General features: G+C 62.9%; 15 protein-coding genes and 3 tRNA genes. 12 read left to right on the top strand and 6 right to left on the bottom strand.

Translation table 11 applies throughout. The features are described from left to right. Positions 1-68 precede the first annotated feature (68 nt). The 4 genes from recO (at position 69) to nagZ (ending at position 3430) form a co-directional block, all read left to right on the top strand. Entirely contained in the window at positions 69-1004 is a 936-nt protein-coding gene (gene recO / locus AB870_RS18595; protein WP_418304013.1) for a DNA repair protein RecO, read from the top strand. Then, entirely contained in the window at positions 1001-1762 is a 762-nt protein-coding gene (pdxJ, locus tag AB870_RS18590) for a pyridoxine 5'-phosphate synthase (protein ID WP_047905833.1), read from the top strand. The genes recO and pdxJ overlap by 4 nt, the downstream gene beginning before the upstream one ends. A 250-nt stretch (positions 1763-2012) precedes the next feature. Beyond that, the gene (gene acpS / locus AB870_RS18585; protein ID WP_418304012.1) at positions 2013-2399 is read left to right on the top strand and encodes a holo-ACP synthase; all 387 of its coding nucleotides are present in this window, start codon (positions 2013-2015) and stop codon (positions 2397-2399) included. Next, positions 2396-3430 carry a beta-N-acetylhexosaminidase gene (gene nagZ / locus AB870_RS18580; RefSeq protein ID WP_047905831.1) on the top strand — a complete coding sequence of 345 codons (1035 nt, stop codon included), beginning with the start codon at positions 2396-2398 and terminating at the stop codon, positions 3428-3430. The genes acpS and nagZ overlap by 4 nt, the downstream gene beginning before the upstream one ends. 116 nt (positions 3431-3546) lie before the next feature. Here nagZ and efp read toward each other — a convergent pair whose 3' ends face one another. Both efp and earP read right to left on the bottom strand, forming a co-directional pair. Beyond that, positions 3547-4104 carry an elongation factor P gene (efp, locus tag AB870_RS18575; RefSeq protein WP_047908413.1) on the bottom strand — a complete coding sequence of 186 codons (558 nt, stop codon included), beginning with the start codon at positions 4102-4104 and terminating at the stop codon, positions 3547-3549. 139 nt (positions 4105-4243) lie between these two features. Continuing rightward, positions 4244-5479, bottom strand: coding sequence for an elongation factor P maturation arginine rhamnosyltransferase EarP (gene earP / locus AB870_RS18570; protein WP_047908412.1), 1236 nt, complete (start codon positions 5477-5479; stop codon positions 4244-4246). A gap of 288 nt (positions 5480-5767) precedes the next feature. Between earP and uvrC the strand changes: the two genes are divergently transcribed. Further along, positions 5768-7858 carry an excinuclease ABC subunit UvrC gene (gene uvrC, locus AB870_RS18565; protein ID WP_047908411.1) on the top strand — a complete coding sequence of 697 codons (2091 nt, stop codon included), beginning with the start codon at positions 5768-5770 and terminating at the stop codon, positions 7856-7858. 81 nt (positions 7859-7939) lie between these two features. Here the strand turns inward: uvrC and kch are convergent, their stop codons facing one another. Next, positions 7940-9151 (bottom strand): voltage-gated potassium channel protein, encoded by a 1212-nt coding sequence (gene kch, locus AB870_RS18560; protein WP_053059715.1) that lies wholly within the window; start codon positions 9149-9151, stop codon positions 7940-7942. Between the two features lie 215 nt (positions 9152-9366). On the opposite strand from kch, the gene pgsA reads away from it, so the two are divergent. From pgsA to AB870_RS18540, 4 genes are all read left to right on the top strand, one after another. After that, complete coding sequence (gene pgsA, locus AB870_RS18555; RefSeq protein WP_047905830.1) at positions 9367-9960, top strand: CDP-diacylglycerol--glycerol-3-phosphate 3-phosphatidyltransferase; 594 nt, start codon at positions 9367-9369, stop codon at positions 9958-9960. A gap of 188 nt (positions 9961-10148) precedes the next feature. Further along, positions 10149-10224: transfer RNA gene (locus AB870_RS18550), tRNA-Gly, on the top strand. Positions 10225-10273: 49 nt separating this feature from the next. Continuing rightward, positions 10274-10349, top strand: a tRNA-Gly gene (locus tag AB870_RS18545). 115 nt (positions 10350-10464) lie between these two features. Further along, positions 10465-10538 (top strand) — tRNA-Cys (locus AB870_RS18540). 215 nt (positions 10539-10753) lie between these two features. Here the strand turns inward: AB870_RS18540 and AB870_RS18535 are convergent. The 3 genes from AB870_RS18535 to AB870_RS18525 all read right to left on the bottom strand — a co-directional run bounded on the left by AB870_RS18535 (position 10754) and on the right by AB870_RS18525 (position 14350). Further along, the gene (locus AB870_RS18535) at positions 10754-11500 is read right to left on the bottom strand and encodes a FadR/GntR family transcriptional regulator (RefSeq protein WP_047908409.1); all 747 of its coding nucleotides are present in this window, start codon (positions 11498-11500) and stop codon (positions 10754-10756) included. Positions 11501-11745: 245 nt separating this feature from the next. Further along, a complete protein-coding gene (locus AB870_RS18530; protein WP_047905829.1) occupies positions 11746-12918 on the bottom strand; it encodes a porin in 1173 nt (390 codons plus the stop codon). Positions 12919-13075: 157 nt separating this feature from the next. Then, positions 13076-14350, bottom strand: a complete 1275-nt coding sequence (locus tag AB870_RS18525) for a glucarate dehydratase family protein (RefSeq protein ID WP_047905828.1) — start codon at positions 14348-14350, stop codon at positions 13076-13078. 318 nt (positions 14351-14668) lie between these two features. Here AB870_RS18525 and AB870_RS18520 point away from each other — a divergent pair, with 318 nt between their 5' ends. The 3 genes from AB870_RS18520 to AB870_RS18510 are packed head-to-tail and all read left to right on the top strand — an operon-like array spanning position 14669 to position 17845. Next, a complete protein-coding gene (locus AB870_RS18520) occupies positions 14669-15853 on the top strand; it encodes an extracellular solute-binding protein (protein WP_047905827.1) in 1185 nt (394 codons plus the stop codon). Positions 15854-15863: 10 nt separating this feature from the next. Further along, entirely contained in the window at positions 15864-16958 is a 1095-nt protein-coding gene (locus AB870_RS18515; protein WP_047905826.1) for an ABC transporter ATP-binding protein, read from the top strand. Continuing rightward, entirely contained in the window at positions 16955-17845 is an 891-nt protein-coding gene (locus tag AB870_RS18510; protein WP_047905825.1) for an ABC transporter permease, read from the top strand. Before AB870_RS18515 ends, AB870_RS18510 begins: the two co-directional genes overlap by 4 nt. Positions 17846-17917 lie beyond the last annotated feature (72 nt).

The following is a 17917-nucleotide window of genomic DNA, read 5'->3' as shown; positions in this document are numbered from 1 at the left end:
TGACAGCGGCGGGAGGCGCGTCGCGAGCATCGCGTGCCGCGTCGTCGGCGACGCCGGGGGCACGATCGGTGCGTCAGTCGCGCAGTGCGCCTACGCGTGCGGTGGACGACGAAGCGTCGGAGGCTTTTCGGCAGGCGGAAGCCAACGTCCGGGGCGTCGGGCGCGACGCTCGCGCCGGCAGGCCTGACGCAAACGCCAGCACCCGGGCGGACACCGATCACGGCACCAAGCCCGAGGGCAAGCGGGTCCGGCGTGCGCCGTCGCCCGCCCGCGTGGCCGAGCGCGAACAGAGCCGCGTGACGGAGCAGCCCGGGTTTGTCCTTCACAGTTATCCCTATCGAGAAACCAGTCTGATCATCGACGTTCTGACCCGGGATCACGGCCGCATCGCGCTGGTGGCCAAGGGGGCCAAGCGGCCGCATTCGGCGCTGCGCGGCGTACTTCAGACGTTTCAGCCGCTCTCGCTCGCCTGGTTGGGCAAAGGCGAGTTGCGTACGCTGACGAAGGCGGAGTGGGTGGGCGGTTTGCGTCCGCTGGAGGGCGACGCTTTGCTCTCGGGCTTCTACCTGAATGAATTGCTGGTGAAATTCTGCGCGCGCGACGACCCGCACGACAAATTGTTTCAGCACTATCTGACGACACTGCACCATCTCGCGCATGGTGAGCCGGCGGGCATCATTCTCAGAGCGTTCGAGCGCGTGTTGCTGCGGGAGACCGGGTATGCCGTGGCGTTCGATCGCTGCACGCAAACGCGCGGCCAGGTCACACCGGATCGTCGTTACGTGTTTCATCCCGACTGGGGAGTGCGTCCGGCGCGGGGCGACGAGCCGTCCGACTGGCCCGTGGTCATCGGGCAGACATTGCTCGATATGGAGCAAGACGACTATTCGCGAGCGCAGACCGTACAGCAAAGCAAGCTGCTCATGCGCTTTCTTCTCAACCATCACTTGGGCGGCGTACCGCTCAATACCCGGCAGATCCTGCTCGACCTGCAAAAACTATGAGCCTCTTCTTTCAAGGCAACTCCATCGATCTCGGGGTCAACATCGATCACGTCGCAACGGTGCGCAACGCGCGTGGTACGGCTTATCCGGACCCGATCCGGGCTGCCCTGCTGGCCGAAGAGGCGGGAGCGGACGTGATCACGTTGCACCTGCGTGAAGATCGTCGTCATATTCGCGACGAGGACGTGACGAATCTGCGCGACAAGCTGATCACGCGCATGAACCTCGAATGTGCGGTCACGGAAGAAATGCTGGCGATTGCCTGCCGCGTAAAGCCGCACGATGTTTGCCTGGTGCCGGAGAGCCGTCAGGAGCTCACGACCGAGGGCGGATTGGACGTCGTGGGGCTTTACGACCGTATCGCGGCCGCGACGAAGCAATTGAGCGAAGCCGGCAGCCGCGTATCGCTCTTCATCGATCCCGATGAAGCACCCATTCGCGCTGCGGCTCGCATGGGCGCGCCGGTCGTCGAACTGCATACGGGCCGTTACGCCGAAGCCCACAACGAAGCTTCCCGCGAGGCGGAGTTTGCTCGCATCGAACGTGCCGTCGCGCTCGGAGTGTCGCTCGGCTTGCGCGTGAATGCGGGCCACGGCCTGCACTACGAGAACGTGCAGCCGATTGCCGCCATCGAAGGTATCTCGGAGTTGAATATCGGACATGCCATCGTCGCTCACGCGCTGTTTGCCGGCTGGGAAAATGCCGTGCGCGAGATGAAGGCGATCATGGTCGCCAGTCGCGTCGCCGCGCGCGGCTGACGCGGTGCGCCTCGATGCGTCCGTCGCATAACCTCGCGGTCCCTTTGCCGCTTTCATCGACGTACCACGCGATGCCACGTTCATGAGCGAACCGACGCCACCGTCTTCCCCGTTGCCGGACGCCAGGGCCGCATCTTCGGCGTCTTCCGCGTCTTCCGCGCACGGTAACCCTGTTACGCCCGCGCAAGTGGCGACGACGATTTACGGCATCGGCACCGATATCCTGCAAATCAGCCGCGTCGTGGGCGTGATGACGCGCACGAACGGGCGATTCGCGGCGCGTGTGCTCGGTCCCGAGGAACTCAAGGTTTATCACGCACGTCAGAAGCGCTCGGAAGCGCGGGGACTGGCATACCTGTGTACGCGATTCGCAGCGAAGGAAGCGGTGTCGAAGGCCATCGGCCTTGGCATGCGCTGGCCCATGACATGGCGCGCGGTGCAGACCCTGAATGCGCCATCGGGCAAACCGATCGTTGTGGCCTCGGGCGAATTGGTACAGTGGCTGGCCGAGCGGCAACTGTCGATCGAGATCTCGATCACGGACGAGAAGGACTACGCAGTCGCGTTCGCGATCGCCTCTCGCCCGTTAGGTAACTTAAGCCACATTGGCAATATTGCATCGGAGAAAACGCAATGACGAAGCGCAGGCCTGGCCCGGTGATGCTGGACGTCGTCGGGCTGACCCTCAGCGAAGACGACATCCGTCGCATCGACCATCCGTTGACCGGGGGTGTGATTCTGTTCGCCCGCAACTTTGATGACCGGGCGCAACTTTGCTCGCTGACCAAGCAGATTCGCGACGTGCGCGACGATATTCTGATCGCCGTCGATCATGAGGGCGGACGCGTGCAGCGTTTCCGCACCGATGGCTTCACGCATTTGCCCGCGATGGGCAAGCTGGGCAAGCTCTGGCACGAGGACGTGTTCCAGGCGACGCGTGTGGCGACAGCCGTGGGCTACGTGCTGGCTTCCGAACTGCGTGCGTGCGACATCGATCTGAGCTTTACGCCGGTGCTGGATCTGGATTACGGCACGTCGACCGTGATCGGCGATCGTGCGTTCGACGCCGACCCGCGCGTCGTCGCGATGCTCGCCAAGAGCCTGAACCACGGACTGCTGCTCGCCGGCATGGCGAACTGCGGCAAGCACTTCCCGGGACACGGTTTCGTCGCCGCCGATTCGCATCACGAGATTCCTGTCGATGAGCGTTCGCTCGACGAAATCCTTTCGGTGGATGCGCAGCCGTACGGCTGGCTCGGCATGTCGCTGTCGGCAGTGATGCCGGCGCACGTGATCTATCCGCAGGTCGATCCGAATCCCGCCGGCTTCTCGGCCAAATGGCTCAAGGAGATCCTGCGCGGCAAGTACGGCTTCGACGGTGTGATCTTCAGTGACGATCTGTCGATGCAAGGCGCAAGTGCCGCGGGCGATGTGGTGAGCGCCGCGCACGCTGCGCTGGATGCCGGTTGCGACATGGTGCTGATCTGCAATAGCCCTGATAAGGCGGACCGTCTGCTGCGCGAGATGAAGCCGGTGACGGACACCGTATCGCAGCGTCGCATCAAGCATCTGCAAGGCCGTGGCAAGGCGCATGGCTGGGAAAAGATGCTGGCGCAGGCGGAGTATCAGGCGGCGAAGCGTTTGATCGCGGAGACGTTTGGGGGATAAAGGCAGCCGGCAGCCGCAGGCCCAAACAAAAAGCGCTCGACCCCGAAGGGACGAGCGCTTTTTTGTCATCTGACAAACCGCGCGCCCCGAAGGGCGCTGCGGTCGCAAGCCGACGCTTAGGCGCGGCTCTTGTATTCGTCGGTGCGCGTATCGATTTCGATCTTGTCGCCGGTGTTCACGAACAGCGGAACCTGGACTTCGAGCAGATCGTTGATCTTGGCGTTCTTCAGGACCTTGCCCGACGAGGTGTCACCCTTGACAGCCGGTTCCGTATACTCGACCACGCGAATGAGCGTCGTCGGCAGTTCGACCGAGATGGCCTTATCGTTGTAGAACACGACTTCGCACGGCATGTCGGGCTCGAGATACTTGATCGCGTTGTCCATGTTCTCGGCTTCGACTTCGTACTGGTTGTACTCGGCGTCCATGAACACGTACATCGGGTCGGCGTAGTACGAGTAGGTCACTTCCTTCTTGTCGAGCGTGACGGTGTCGAACTTTTCGTCGGCGCGGTACGTGAATTCACCGCGGCCTTCCTTCAGCAGCTTCTTGTACTTCAGCTTGACCATGCTGGAGTTACGGCCCGACTTGACGAATTCGGTGCGAAGCACGACGTGCGGCTCATTTTCGAGCATGAAGACGTTGCCGACGCGGAGTTCTTGAGCGATTTTCATAAAAAAACGAGATCCTGTGACGAAATAAGCGATTTGCCGCTTGTTGAGCGCTTCCATACGCCCCTTCGCCGCTTGATTCCCGTGTCCGCCCAAAGCGACTCGGAGCAGCAGGTTCAGCAGCAAAGCGTTGAAAAACCAGTTATTTTACCTGATTTTCCACGAAGCTTGCCAACTGTCGAGCGAGGTCCGGCAAGCTCGCCTGAGTGCTCGCCCATCGCTGCGCATGGCGATTAAGTTCGGGTAATGCCAGTGCCAATGCCGTCCAGTTCGGGGGCGTCCCGGCGTATCCGTTCCAGAGGTGCCAGAAGGTGCGCAGCGCTTCGCGCGCATCGCCTCCCAACGGGGTATCCGCCGGCGACGAATGCGCGAGATATCGCTCGAGAAAGGCGTCGAGCTTCACGTGATGAGCGTTTTCGGCTTGCGGATAGATGTGCCAGACGAATGGTTTCGCCGCCCATTGCGCGCGTACGAACGAATCTTCCCCTCGCACGAAATTCAGGTCGCAGGCCCACAGCAGTGCGTCGAAGTCGTTTTGCGCAACGAACGGCAGGCCATGCACCGTGAGCGCACCGCGTGCCGCCGATTCGCCGGCGGTGAGCGCATGGCGTCCGAACCACTCACCGACGGCTGGCGCGATGCGGCCTTGGGGCACCAGACAGACGATAGGCGTTGTGCTTTGCGCCCATTGCGTCAGCAGTGCCGGGAGCGCGGCGTTTTCGTACGCGAACAGCGACACGACCAGGGCGCCCTGCGGCGCGGCCGGCAGACCGACCGCGCGCTGCCACCAGGCGTTGCGCAGCCCGGCAGACGCGAGAAACGCCTCACGCCGGGAAAATAGCTCGCGTTCGCGAATGAGCCCGCCGGTCCGCTCGGTGAATCCCGGCATGAAAATCGTCTTGACGAGTCCGAACTGGGGATGAAGCGACTTCTGCAAATGAAAATCGTCGACCCAGTTTTCTGCGCTCAGATATTCCAGATTGATCCACACCGGCGCGTTGCCCGCCTTTTTTCGGGCGTGCATCGCGTGGAGATAGGCCTTCGGAAGATGGCAGGCAAACCCTTCGATCACCACATCGCCCGGCGCATTGGCCTCGGAGATCGGGCCGAAGTCGGCATCCCAGCGGCGCACGTCCACGCCATCGCAACGCTGCCGGGCAAGTGCCGGATCGAGGTCCGGACGCAGGTGACGGAAGCTCGCGAGGTCGTCGACCCACAGCCGGACCGACCAGCCATGCTCGCGAACGAGTTGCCGTGCGAGCCGCCAGCACACGCCGATATCGCCGAAATTGTCGACGACGGTACAGAAAAGATCGCAACGAGGCACAAGGGGGAGCGCGCCTGAAGTCGCGGTGGCGGAAGGAGACGCAGCGGGCAGGGACATTGAGAAGCGGAAACGCGGATTGGTCTAAACTTCTGATTCTAGTCCCTGTGACGCGTGACGACGATGTCGCGCGCCGACGCAATTCGCGTCACTGCGCGCCGTGCCGCTACGCCCGCATTCCCTTGGGACGCACCGATCGCCGAGTTCATGACCGAAGACGCCCACGACGTCACGCCGCCGCGCAAGCCCCGCAAAACCCGATCCGCCTCAAGCGAGCCGGGTCGCGACGCCGCGCAATCCGCGACTGCGTCGACATCGACCGGCGACGCCAACGACACTCCCTTGTTCGACGCCCGCAAAGTACTCGCGCAATTGCCGAATTTGCCGGGCGTCTACCGCTATTACGACGCGGCGGGCAACGTCCTCTACGTGGGAAAGGCGAGAAATCTCAAGAAGCGCGTGTCGAGCTATTTCAACAAGACGCAGTTGTCGCCGCGTATCGCGCTGATGGTGGCACGCATCGCGAAGCTCGAAACGACGGTCACACGCTCGGAAACCGAGGCGCTGCTGCTCGAGAACAACCTCATCAAGGCGCTGCATCCGCGTTACAACATCCTGTTTCGCGACGACAAGTCATACCCATTCCTCAAGCTCACGCAGCATAAGTATCCGCGCATGGCGTACTACCGTGGCTCGGTGGATCGGCGCGGTCAGTATTTCGGACCGTTTCCGAGTGCCTGGGCGGTGCGCGAGAGCATTCAGATTCTGCAAAAGGTCTTTCAGTTGCGTACCTGCGAGGACTCGGTCTTCTCGAATCGCACGCGGCCATGTCTTCTCAACCAGATCGAGCGATGCAGCGCGCCGTGCGTTGGTGCAATCACGGACGAAGACTACGCGCGGGACGTGAACAACGCGGCCGCGTTCCTCTCGGGCCGTCAGAACGAAGTCCTCGGTGCGTTGGAAGAAAAAATGATGGCGTACGCCGAAGCGCTTCAGTTCGAGCAGGCGGCGGTCGTGCGCAACCAGATGCAGGCACTCTCCGGCGTGCTTCAGCAGCAGTCCGTCGAAACGGCGGGTGACGTCGATGCCGACATTCTCGCGGTGGCCTACGCGGGCGGTCGTGCCTGCGTGAACCTTGCGATGGTGCGCGGCGGCCGGCACCTCGGCGACAAGGCGTACTTCCCGGCGCACGTGGAGCGCGGCGTCGAAGGCGGTATTGCCGACGAATTCGAGGAAGACGAGGCGGTGGCGCAGGGTGCGCCCGACGAAGGCGCGGACGTTGCCGCCTCGCCGGGCGAGATCGTCGACATGCCCTCGGATACTCCGTCGGCATCGCTCGAATCGCGCCTGCTCGAAGCGTTCGTCGCGCAGCACTATCTGGGGCAGTCCGTGCCGCCGGTGCTGATCGTGAGCCACGCGCTGCCCAACGACGAACTGCTGACGGCCTTGTCCGAGCAGGCAGGGCGCCGTATTGCCATGGTGCGACAACCTCAGGGGCAACGCCGTGCGTGGCTCGACATGGCGCTGCAAGGGGCGCAGCTGGCGCTCACGCGATTGTTGACGGAGCAGGGCAGCCAGCAGTCGCGCACGCGCGAACTGGTGCAGACGATCGGGCTCGACATCGACGACCCGGCCTTGCTGCGAGTGGAGTGCTTCGACATCAGTCATACGCAGGGCGAGGCCACGCAGGCGTCCTGCGTCGTCTTCCATCATCACAAGATGCAGACGAGCGAATATCGTCGCTACAACATTACGGGCATTACGCCGGGCGACGACTACGCCGCGATGCGACAGGTGCTCACGCGCCGCTACGGCCGTCTCATGGAAGCGGCTGTGGCCAGTGTGACCGATATGGCCGATCCGACTTCGGTGGCCGCCGACGTGGCGCGCGCGGAAGCCGGCACCTCCGTGGTTGCCGATACCGAGTCGGCCGACGTGGGCACATCGGCGCTGTCTGCCGCAGCGGATACCTCGGATGTCGAAGCCAACCTGCCGCAACTGGTGCTGATCGACGGTGGAAAAGGGCAGGTGGAAGTGGCGCGCCAGGTGTTCGTCGAGCTGGGCATCGACATTGGCCGGCTGGTCGGCGTGGCGAAGGGCGAGGGACGCAAGGTGGGCCTCGAAACGCTGATCTTCGCGGATGGCCGCGCACCGCTGGAACTGGGGCGCGAGAGCGCGGTACTGATGCTGATCGCGCAGATTCGTGACGAGGCGCACCGTTTCGCCATCACCGGCATGCGGGCCAAGCGGGCGAAAGCGCGTCAGACGTCGCGGCTCGAAGAGATCGAAGGCATCGGGGCGAAGCGACGTCAGCGTCTGCTCATGCGATTCGGCGGCTTGCAGGGCGTGGCGTCGGCAAGCATCGATGAACTGGCGAGTGTCGAAGGTATTTCGACCACGCTTGCCGAGCAGATTTACCGTCAACTTCACTGATGCGGCGCGGGCTACACCGCTGCACCGTGTGCTGCCTTGCGCTACGTCGGTACGTCCTTACGTTCGTACGTCCCTACGTCGTCACGTATCCCCGTGAAACAGCAACCGCATGACGGTCTCGTTATCGACCGTCTCACCGGAAAGCGTGCGCGCGAGAAGTTCGCCACCGACCACGGGCGGCGCGAAAATCATATCCGGCTGCACGCGTTTGAGTTTGCTCAGGTGCTTGCTGTCGTTGACCGATGCGATCGTACGCACCGCGGGTGCGATCTCCTTGGCCGCCAGCACGATGAAGGCGTTTTCCGAGTCGTCTGCGCGCAGCGCCAACACCGCCCTGGCGTGTGCGATACCCGCTTGCGTGAGCACGGCGTTGTCGCTCGCGTCGCCGTGCATGACGTCGGCCGCTTCCGGATAGGGACTGTCCACGCCGGCCGCGATGATGACCGTGACCGCCCATCCGCGCTTGGTAAGCTCGTGATGGACATTGACCGCAAGTGGCGACGCGCCGGCCACGATGAAGTGGTTCTTTCGTATCACGTGAGTGAATCTCCCCGCGAGAATTTTCTTGAGGTTGCCCCCGACGAGCGGCCCGATGACCACGGAGAGCGAGGTTGCGAACACGCTGATTCCGAAGATGATGACCGACGCGGTGAAAAGGCGTGCGTGGGTCGATACGGGCACGATGTCACCATAACCGACGGTCGTCATCGTCACGATGGCGAAGTAAAAGGCGGTGGCCAGATCGACGACGTGGGGCTTGAACTCGCGCCCGAGGTACATCGTGCCGAACGTTGCGTAGACCATTAGCGCGAAGACGGCCACGAGCGTGTAGAGCGTCGCTGCGGCAAAGCTTGCGCGGTCGAATTCGCGCCAGTACCCGAGCAGCAGGCCGAGACAGACGACCGAGAGGACGAACGTCAGATCGAAGCGGATGTCGAGATGGAAATCGATGGCGGCGGCGAGCGTGAGCATCACCAGCGTGAACGCCCACGCGGTGCGGGCGCGAATGGCGAGTCCGCAGCCCAGCGCGACTAGCGCCAGGCCGACGAGAGCGCGTGGCAGATGTGAAAAATCGATCCGCTCGATGGCGGTCAGCCCGAACAGCAGCCGGGGCAGATGCGTGGCTTCGATGCGCTCCAGTGCGGAAAGGTCACCGCGTACGAAAAGGTCGATGAGAAGCGAGCCGGGCACACGCAGCAGGACGGAGGCGACGAGCAACAGGCCGTCGATGCCGACGAGCGCAGCGATGAGAACGTGGGCCGGGAGCCGTGGCTGGCGCAGAGCACCACGCACAGTGTTACGCAAGGCGGTCAGGGGCCGGGGCAGTTTCACGAGATCGGCGCTATTGGCGTGATGTTGCGAGCAAGATAGGGGCACACTGACGCACATGTCAACAAGTGTGAGGTGCCGCGGCCTTGTCGCTACGGGGCAGACACGGCACAATGCGGGTCTGGTACGGCTGCCGAGCGCGCCGTGTGTCGACTGCCGTTTGCCGAACTCATGCTGCCATGCCTTTCAATGTCCCCATATTCCTGACCTGGCTCCGGATCGTGCTGATCCCGCTGGTGGTCGGCGTCTATTACTTGCCGAACACGTGGTTATCGACGGTCGAGATGAACTGGGTGGCGTGTGCGGTCTTCGTGCTGGCGGCGCTCACGGATTGGTTCGACGGATTTCTGGCGCGACGCTGGAATCAGACGTCGGCGTTCGGTGCGTTTCTCGATCCGGTGGCGGACAAGTTGATGGTGGCGGCGGCGCTGCTGATGTTGTTGCAGATGGGGCGGATCAATGCGTTGGTGGCGTTGATCATCATTGGTCGTGAGATCACGATTTCGGCATTGCGCGAGTGGATGGCGCAGATCGGCGCGTCGCGCAGCGTCGCGGTGCATCAGTTGGGCAAGATCAAGACGGCGGCGCAGATGGTGGCGATTCCTCTGTTGCTGTTCAACGGGACGGTGGCGTGGAATGGATTGCGTTTCGATTCCCGGTTCTGGGGAACGTGGCTGATTTACGTGGCGGCGGTTCTCACGCTGTGGTCGATGTTGTATTATCTGCGCCGCGCCTGGCCGCAGATTCGCGAGCGTGGCGGCGGCCAGATGTGAGCATAAGTCTCTGAAAGTGGGGGATGTATGCGGCAACTGCGCGGTGGAGGAGAAAAATCTTCACAAATTTTCAGTGCAGGTGCTTGACACTGAATCGCGGTTTCGACATAATCTCCTTCTCGCTGCTACGGCGTTAGCCCGGCAGCGAAGTTTTAAGAAGTTAGTGGATTGGTAGTACGCATGACAATGCGGGAGTAGCTCAGTTGGTAGAGCGCAACCTTGCCAAGGTTGAGGTCGCGAGTTCGAGACTCGTCTCCCGCTCCAGTTTTTACACTGGACATTGAGTGAGTGAATCCTTGGTGTTTGGTGTCATGCGGGAGTAGCTCAGTTGGTAGAGCGCAACCTTGCCAAGGTTGAGGTCGCGAGTTCGAGACTCGTCTCCCGCTCCAAATCCGGAGGGAAGCCTGGCTTCCCTTTTTATTTGCCGAAAAGCCCACGGCGATCGATCCGAAGGGCGCCCTCGATGGCAACAGCGAGCGGTTACAATGCGGCACATATCCCGATGGCGGGATGGCAGAGTGGTCATGCAGCGGCCTGCAAAGCCGTGTACGCCGGTTCGATTCCGACTCCCGCCTCCATCTAGACCCCTGTATTTACAGGGGTTTTTCTTTTTCTGCGCCGGTTTTGTTACTTCAAGGGGCGTGCCGGTGAAATCGACGAAGACGATTACCGCGCGGTGCGCGGCGAGGTTTACCGAGCGGGATGAGAAAGCGTGGACGGCGTGACAGGCAAAAAGAAAGGCGCCTGAGCGCCTGGGGTGGCCCGAGCCGTGAAGTCCTTGCGTCGCCGGTGGTCAGCTTTGCGTGCCCACCGATTCCTGCGCCCGGCGCAGACGCTCGCGGCTGTTGGTGAGGTGCGTTCGCATAGCGGCGCGCGCTGCTTCCGGGTCGCGCCGCGCGATGGCGTTGTAGATGTCTTCGTGCTCGCGATTCACGCGGTTCAGATAGGACACCTGATCGTCGTCGGCGAGCGCCGCGGAATTCACGCGCGTGCGCGGGATGATCGTGTTGCCGAGTTGTTCGAGGATGTCGTGGAAGTAGCGGTTGCCGGTCGCGCTCGCCACTTGCAGGTGAAAGGCGACATCCGCCGTCACCGCGTTGCCCGTGCGCTCGCGCACGTGCATTTCGAAATCGTCCAGCGCCTGGCGCATCGCTTTGAGCTGCGTATCGGTACGACGATTCGCTGCCAGACCGGCAGCCTCGGTTTCCAGCGAAATGCGCAACTCCAGAATCGCCATCACGTCGAGCATCGTGAGAATGCTGTTGGTATCGACTTGTAGCGCGTTCTCGCGCGGTGCTTCGAGCACGAAAGTGCCAATGCCGTGACGTGTCTCGACCAGTTGTGCCGCTTGCAGCCGCGAAATCGCCTCGCGCACGACGGTACGGCTGACGCCCAGACTTTCCATGATGGCCGACTCGGTCGGCAACTTGTCGCCCGGGCGGAACGTGCCGGCGCGAATCTGCTCGGACAAGGCACTCACCACCTCCTCCGTGAGGCTGCGAGACTTGCGGCGAGGACGTGCGGGCAACGGGCTGGTCATGGACATGGCGTCGGTTGGATGGATGGGTGACGATAAAGACGAAAAACGCCCCCAGTTTACCTTATCGACCGTCGCATACATACGACAACCGATAAGAACCGACCGCCAATGCCACAACCATGAAAACACCGGGCACCGGCGGCCGGCAATACGACATTGTGCGACTTCTCGCGACCACTCAAGACCGTCCGGGCCGACACGCGCACGGCGTCGGACCGGACAGCTTCGCTACGAACGGGATGGCATCAGAAATCGACGCGAATCCCGAGCATGCCGACGAACTGCGAACTCGTCGCCGAGGGCGTGCTGTTCTGCGAGTCCCCGACCACCGGGCCGGCATTGATGATGCTCACCCCATTGGCCGACAGCGATTTGCCGTTGGCGTGCTGCCAGGCTTCGAGCGCGTAGAGCGACGTGCGCTTCGACAGCGAATAGACCTGTGCGAGCGATACCTGATGATACGTGGCGGCGTCGGTGATGCCGTTGGCCTTCGATGCGGCCGTGTAGCTGTACGCTGCCGCCAGACGCCACTGCGGCGCCACGATCCACGACGCATGCACGCCCGCCGTGTTGAAGATGGCGCTGTCGTGGAACAACGACGCCGCGCCCGGCTTGTACTGCACGTTGCTGTAGCTCGCGCCCAGCGTCACGTTGCCGAGGGTGTAGATACCCGCCAACGCAATGTGTTGCAGCGAGTCCGCCGTCATGTAGCCCTGGTTGACGGCAGAGGTGCTGGGCACGCCCGTCGACGCGCCATTCCATGTGGTACCGCCGCCCACGTTGTTCAGGCGCAGGTAACCGGCCGCGAGCGAGAGCGGGCCGCCGTCGTAGCGCAGCGCGCCGGAGAACGTGTTGCCTTTGCCCATCGCGCCGGGCTGACCGCCGAAGCCGTATTGCAGGCTGGCCGTCACGCCCCACAGCACCGGCGAGGTGTACGTGACCGAGTTGTTGATGCGGATGGTCGTGTCGAGCCCGTCGATATCGCCCGGATGCGCCCCGGTGGCGCCCGTCAAGTAGGCGACCGGGCCGATGGTGCCGACCATGAGGTAGTACGGCGAGTACTGACGGCCGATGGTCAGTGTGCCGGCGCTGTCGTTCTTCAGGCCGACGAACGCCTGACGGTTGAACATCAAGCCCGACGAACTGAAGGCGCCGTTATTGACGTCGAAGCCGTTTTCCAACTGAAAGAGCGCCTTGGTGCCCCCGCCGAGATCTTCCGTGCCGCGCAGGCCCCAGCGGCTGCCCGCGAGGTTGCCGTTGCGCAGATACGTGTTCGACTTGCCGTTCTGGTTGCTGCTGTATGTCAGCGCATCGTCGACGATCCCGTACAGCGTCACGTTCGACTGGGCAAACGTCGGCACAGCCCCGGCGGCGAGACCGGCCAGTACGAGCCCGGCAAGCAGTTTCGAATGTCTCACGACTTCTCCTCTTGTGATGTGTTTTCCTGGACTTCGCTTTTTTCAGGTGATGCAAGGCGATGCGTGCTGCCTGGCCCCGGTGTGAGCCTTGCAAGGTGCTGCCGTGGTGTTCCGTGTGTCGATTCGATCCACTTGCGGGGCGCCGCCCATGTCCGGATCAGAAGCGGGGTGCCTTGCCGCTCCAGCCGGGCCGGTACTTGCGCATCTGCACGGCGTCGTTGCGCGTGCGCAACCCGCAGCGCAGATATTGCTCGTGCAACTTGGCCAATTGATCGCGATCGATTTCGAGCCCGAGCCCCGGCGCTTTCGTGACGGCAACCGCACCGTTGCGAATGGCGATCTTTCCCCCGCGTACGACTTCCTCGTCGGCCTCCTGCCAGGGGTAGTGCGTGTCGCAGGCGTACGACAGGCGAGGCACGCTCGCGGCCAGATGCGTCATGGCCATCAGACTGATGCCGAGGTGGGAGTTGGAATGCATCGACAAGCCGATGTCGAACGTCTCGCACATGCGTGCGAGCAGTTGCGTGTCGCGCAGACCGCCCCAGTAGTGGTGATCCGAGAGGATGATCTGCGCGCCGTTCAGGCGCACGTTCTCGCGGAATTGCCTCAGGTCGGTGACGACCATGTTCGTGGCAAGCGGCATGCCCGTCGCACGATGCAGTTCCGCCATGCCTTCGAGCGTGGGCGTCGGGTCTTCGTAGTATTCGAGATCGCCAGCCAACTCGCGCCCCATCGCAATGGCGGTAGCGAGCGACCAGTTACCGTTCGGATCGATGCGCAGCGGCTTGTCCGGGAACGCCTGCCTGAGCGCCTTGAGGCACTTCACTTCTTCCATCGGGTCGAGCACCCCGGCTTTGAGCTTGATGCTGCCGAAGCCATAAGTGTCGATCATGAAGCGCGCCTGCCCGACGAGCTGCGCCGCGTTCAACGCCTCTCCCCAACTGTCGGGGGCATATGGCGAATCGATGTGCTGCGCGTACTTGAAGAACAGATACGCGCTGTACTGCACTTCGTCGCGCACGGCGCCGCCCAGCAATTCGACGAGCGGAATGCCGAGATGCCGCGCCTGCAAATCGAGAAACGGCACTTCGAACGCGGAGTAGATTTTCTCGGCGTCCTTGCGCGGGTCCGTGCCGGGCGCAAGTTCGTACTCCACACGCTCGCCGCTCACGCCATCACGTACCACGGCCGCGACACGCGCCCTCAGCCCATTGGTGTCGAACGGGTCCATGCCGATCAGGTGCGGCCGAGTGTTCTCGAGCAGGGCGAGCACCGGGGCGTCGCCATACGTTTCTCCCAGTCCGACATGCCCGTTGTCTGTCTCGATCTCGATGATCGAGCGCAGGGCGTACGGCTCGTGAATCCCCGCAGCGTTGAGCAGCGGCGGGTCGCGAAAGGCAATTGGGGTGATCGTGATGCGCTGGATTTTCACGGCAACTTTTCCTCGGTCTCCACCAGGAATGTGGCGTTGGTGGCGACGTTATCTGCGTCGTCTATATCGCGGTTCGTGTTGCTTTTACGTCATCGTATGACTGGCCGTAGTGTAGGTGACGCACTGAGCATCTCTCTATCGGTGAAATCCCTGAGAAATGATCGGCGTCCTGATGAATCCTTGGTAAAACGTCCGAGAAAACAAGGGTTTCGTCGTTTGTTAGGGAAATCTCTGAGGCGATTTGGCGCGTCTCCCAATTGCAAATTGCGAATCCAAGTCATATGATGACTTACGAGAATTCAACCAAAAGGAGACAGCATGGCCTTCAGTCGCAGGGGATTCCGGCAACGCACGCTCGGGCGCGTGGCATGTGCCGCCGTGTGGGGAATATGGGTAAGCGTGGCAAGCACCGCGAGCGCCGCGCCGGTCGCGCTGAACGTAGTCGACGTTGCGGGCAATCTGGCGCTCACGCAAAAGGGTTTCGAGGCGTTTCGCGACAAGTATCCGGATCTTGTCTCCAGAATCACCTTCACCAACGCTCCCGCGCCGCAACTGCCCGGCAAGATCAAGGCCATGCAGGCCGCGGGCCGCTCCGACATCGACATTGTGCTGACGGGCACCGATGCGTTGGCCGCCGGTATCCAGCAAAACCTCTGGCAACGTCTGCTGCCGGACTACAGCGCCAGGCTGCCGGGCGTGCTCGACAAATACGCGCCCAACGTGCGCGCGATGCAGGAGCTGTCGAAGGGTTACGGTCTGGCCGTGACGTTCATGCCTGCCGGCCCGCTTGTCGAATACAACCCGGCGAAGGTCACGACCCCGCCGAAGACACCCGCCGAGCTGCTCGCGTGGTGCAAGGCGAATCCGGGCAAGCTGATTTACGCACGTCCGGCCAACTCGGGGCCGGGACGCACGTTTCTGATGGGGTTGCCATATCTGCTCGGCGACAAGGATCCGCACGATCCGATCAAGGGATGGGACAAGACGTGGGCGTTTCTCAAGGAACTCGATACGTGCATTCCGTACTATCCGGGCGGCACGTCGGCGGTGATGAAGGAGCTTGGCGAGGGCAGCCGCGACATGACGGTGACCGTGACCGGCTGGGACATCAACCCGCGCGCGCTCGGCATTGTGCCGGCCAGCTTCAAGGTGCAGTCGTTCGACAGGTTCACGTGGGTCAACGACGCACATTACATGGTCGTGCCCAAGGGGGTGTCGAAAGAAAAGATGGACGTGATCGTCAAGCTGATCAACTTCATGCTGGAGCCGGCGCAGCAGGCGCTCACGTATGACGACGGTTACTTCTATCCGGGCCCCGCGGTGAAGGACGTGCCGCTGTCCGCGGCGCCTGCGAAGAGCCAGGAAACCATTGCGAAGTACGGCCGTCCGGAATACGCGAAGCTCATCGCCGACTTCCCGCATGCCGTGCCGCTCGATGCAACGGCGATGGTGGCCGCATTCCAGAAGTGGGATGCCGAGATCGGGTCGCAGAAGTCGAAATAAGGGTTTCGTCATGAAGCACAACTTTCAGCAACTGCGCCTCGATAACGTTGCGCGCAGCTTCACCAACGCGGAAGGGCAGTCGGTGGCCGCTTTGAACGGCCTCGATCTGACCATCGAGCGGGGTGAATTCATTGCGCTGCTGGGCCCGTCGGGCTGCGGCAAGTCGACGGCGCTCAACTGTATTGCCGGACTCACCCCGCTGACCGGCGGCGCGATCTGGCTCGACGACGAGCGCATCGACGGACTGCCTAGCGAGAAGCGCGGCTTCGGCATGGTGTTCCAGAACTACGCGCTGTTCCCGCACATGAGCGTGCTCGATAACGTGGGCTTCGGTTTGCGCATGCGCGGCGTGCCGCGCACCGAGATCGAGAAACGTGCGCGCGAAGCGCTGCAACTCGTGCAGCTCGTGGGGCACGAGCGCAAGCTGCCGGGGCAACTGTCGGGCGGGCAGCAGCAGCGTGTCGCGATTGCGCGCGCCATCGTGATCGAGCCACCGGTGGTGCTCATGGATGAGCCGCTGTCGAACCTCGATGCGAAGCTGCGTATCGAGATGCGCGCCGACATCCGCCGTATCCACGGCAAACTCGATCGCGCCACCATTTACGTCACGCACGATCAGGACGAAGCACTGTCCATGGCCGACCGCATCGTGGTGATGAAAGAAGGCGTGGTGCAGCAGATCGGTGCGCCGCGCGACGTGTACGGGCGCCCGCGCAACCTGCACGTGGCCCGCTTCATGGGCTACCGCAATGTGCTCGACGTGTCGATCACATCGGCGCAGGGCGCGCGCGCGCGCGTGTCGTGCGGCGGTGCGTCGTTCGACGGCGTGCTTATGGACCCGCCGGCCAGCGCAGGCAAGGCCGACGGGAAGGTCAGCGTGGCGATTCGCCCGGATGACTTCGAGCGTGCGCCCGCGGCCAACGACAACGCATTCGAGGCGGTCGTGGAGACGGTGGAGTACGGTGGCCGCGATTCGCTGCTCAAAGTCGCATCGCCGTTCGGGCCGCTGTATGCGCGTCTGCCCGGTGACTTTGCCGTGGGCGAGCGTGTGCCGCTGCGGGTGCCGGCCGAGCGCACGCTTGTTTATGCAGGGGAACTTGCATGAGTGCCGCGGCTTGCACCCCGGCGTCCATGACGCCTGCGCCGCGTGCCGACGGGCGCGGCTGGCTCGTTGCGCCGGCGCTTGTGTGTCTGGTGGCAATGTTCGTCTATCCGTTCGCGTACGGGCTGTTCCTGTCGTTTCAGCCGATGGAAGGCGGCGGCGTCTTCGCGAACTATCTCAAGTTCTTCAGCGAGCCGGCGCTGTGGCCGACGGTGCTCATCACGCTCAAGCTCGCCGTGCCCGCGACGCTCATCAACGTGGGGGCCTCGATTCCGGCAGCGTTTGCCCTGCGCAAGAGCACGCGTGCGTCGAAATTCGTGACGATGTTGCTCGTGATCCCCGTCACGCTCGGCACGGTACTGATTGCGGACGGCATGCTCACCTACTACGGTCCGAACGGCTGGTTCCCGCAGGCGTTGCACGCGCTGGGTCTGTATCGCGACGAAGTGCGGCTGACACACAACTACTGGGGCGTACTGATCTCGCTGGTGATTTCGGGCTTCCCGTTCGCGTTCCTGCTGATCCTGTCGTACGTGACGGGGATCGATCCGACGCTCGCCCGTGCCGCCGGCACCCTCGGCGCCGGGCCGTGGCAGCAGTTCCGTCTCATTTATCTGCCGTTGCTGGTGCCGGGGATGACAATGGCGGCATGTCTGTCGTTTGTGCAGGCGTTCTCGGTATTTCCGTCTGCGGTGCTGCTCGGGGTGCCTGCGGGAGCCACGCGCGTGGTATCGATTGCGGCGTACGAAGCGGCGTTCGAGAGTTACGACTATTCGCTCGCATCGTGCGTGGCGATCGTGATGGGTTTCGTCCAGCTGTTGATCGTGGCGGGTATGCTCGGCGCACGCCGGGCGTTCTATAGCGGCCCGACGACGGGAGGTAAGGGATGAGCGGCGCAGACAGGAATCTGGCCGGTACTCTGGCCGCGCAGAACGGAGAGTTCATGGTAACGCAGGCGTCGC

The organism is Pandoraea faecigallinarum (assembly GCF_001029105.3).
Lineage (GTDB): Bacteria > Pseudomonadota > Gammaproteobacteria > Burkholderiales > Burkholderiaceae > Pandoraea > Pandoraea faecigallinarum.
This window is presented reverse-complemented; position numbering and strand designations above follow the sequence as displayed.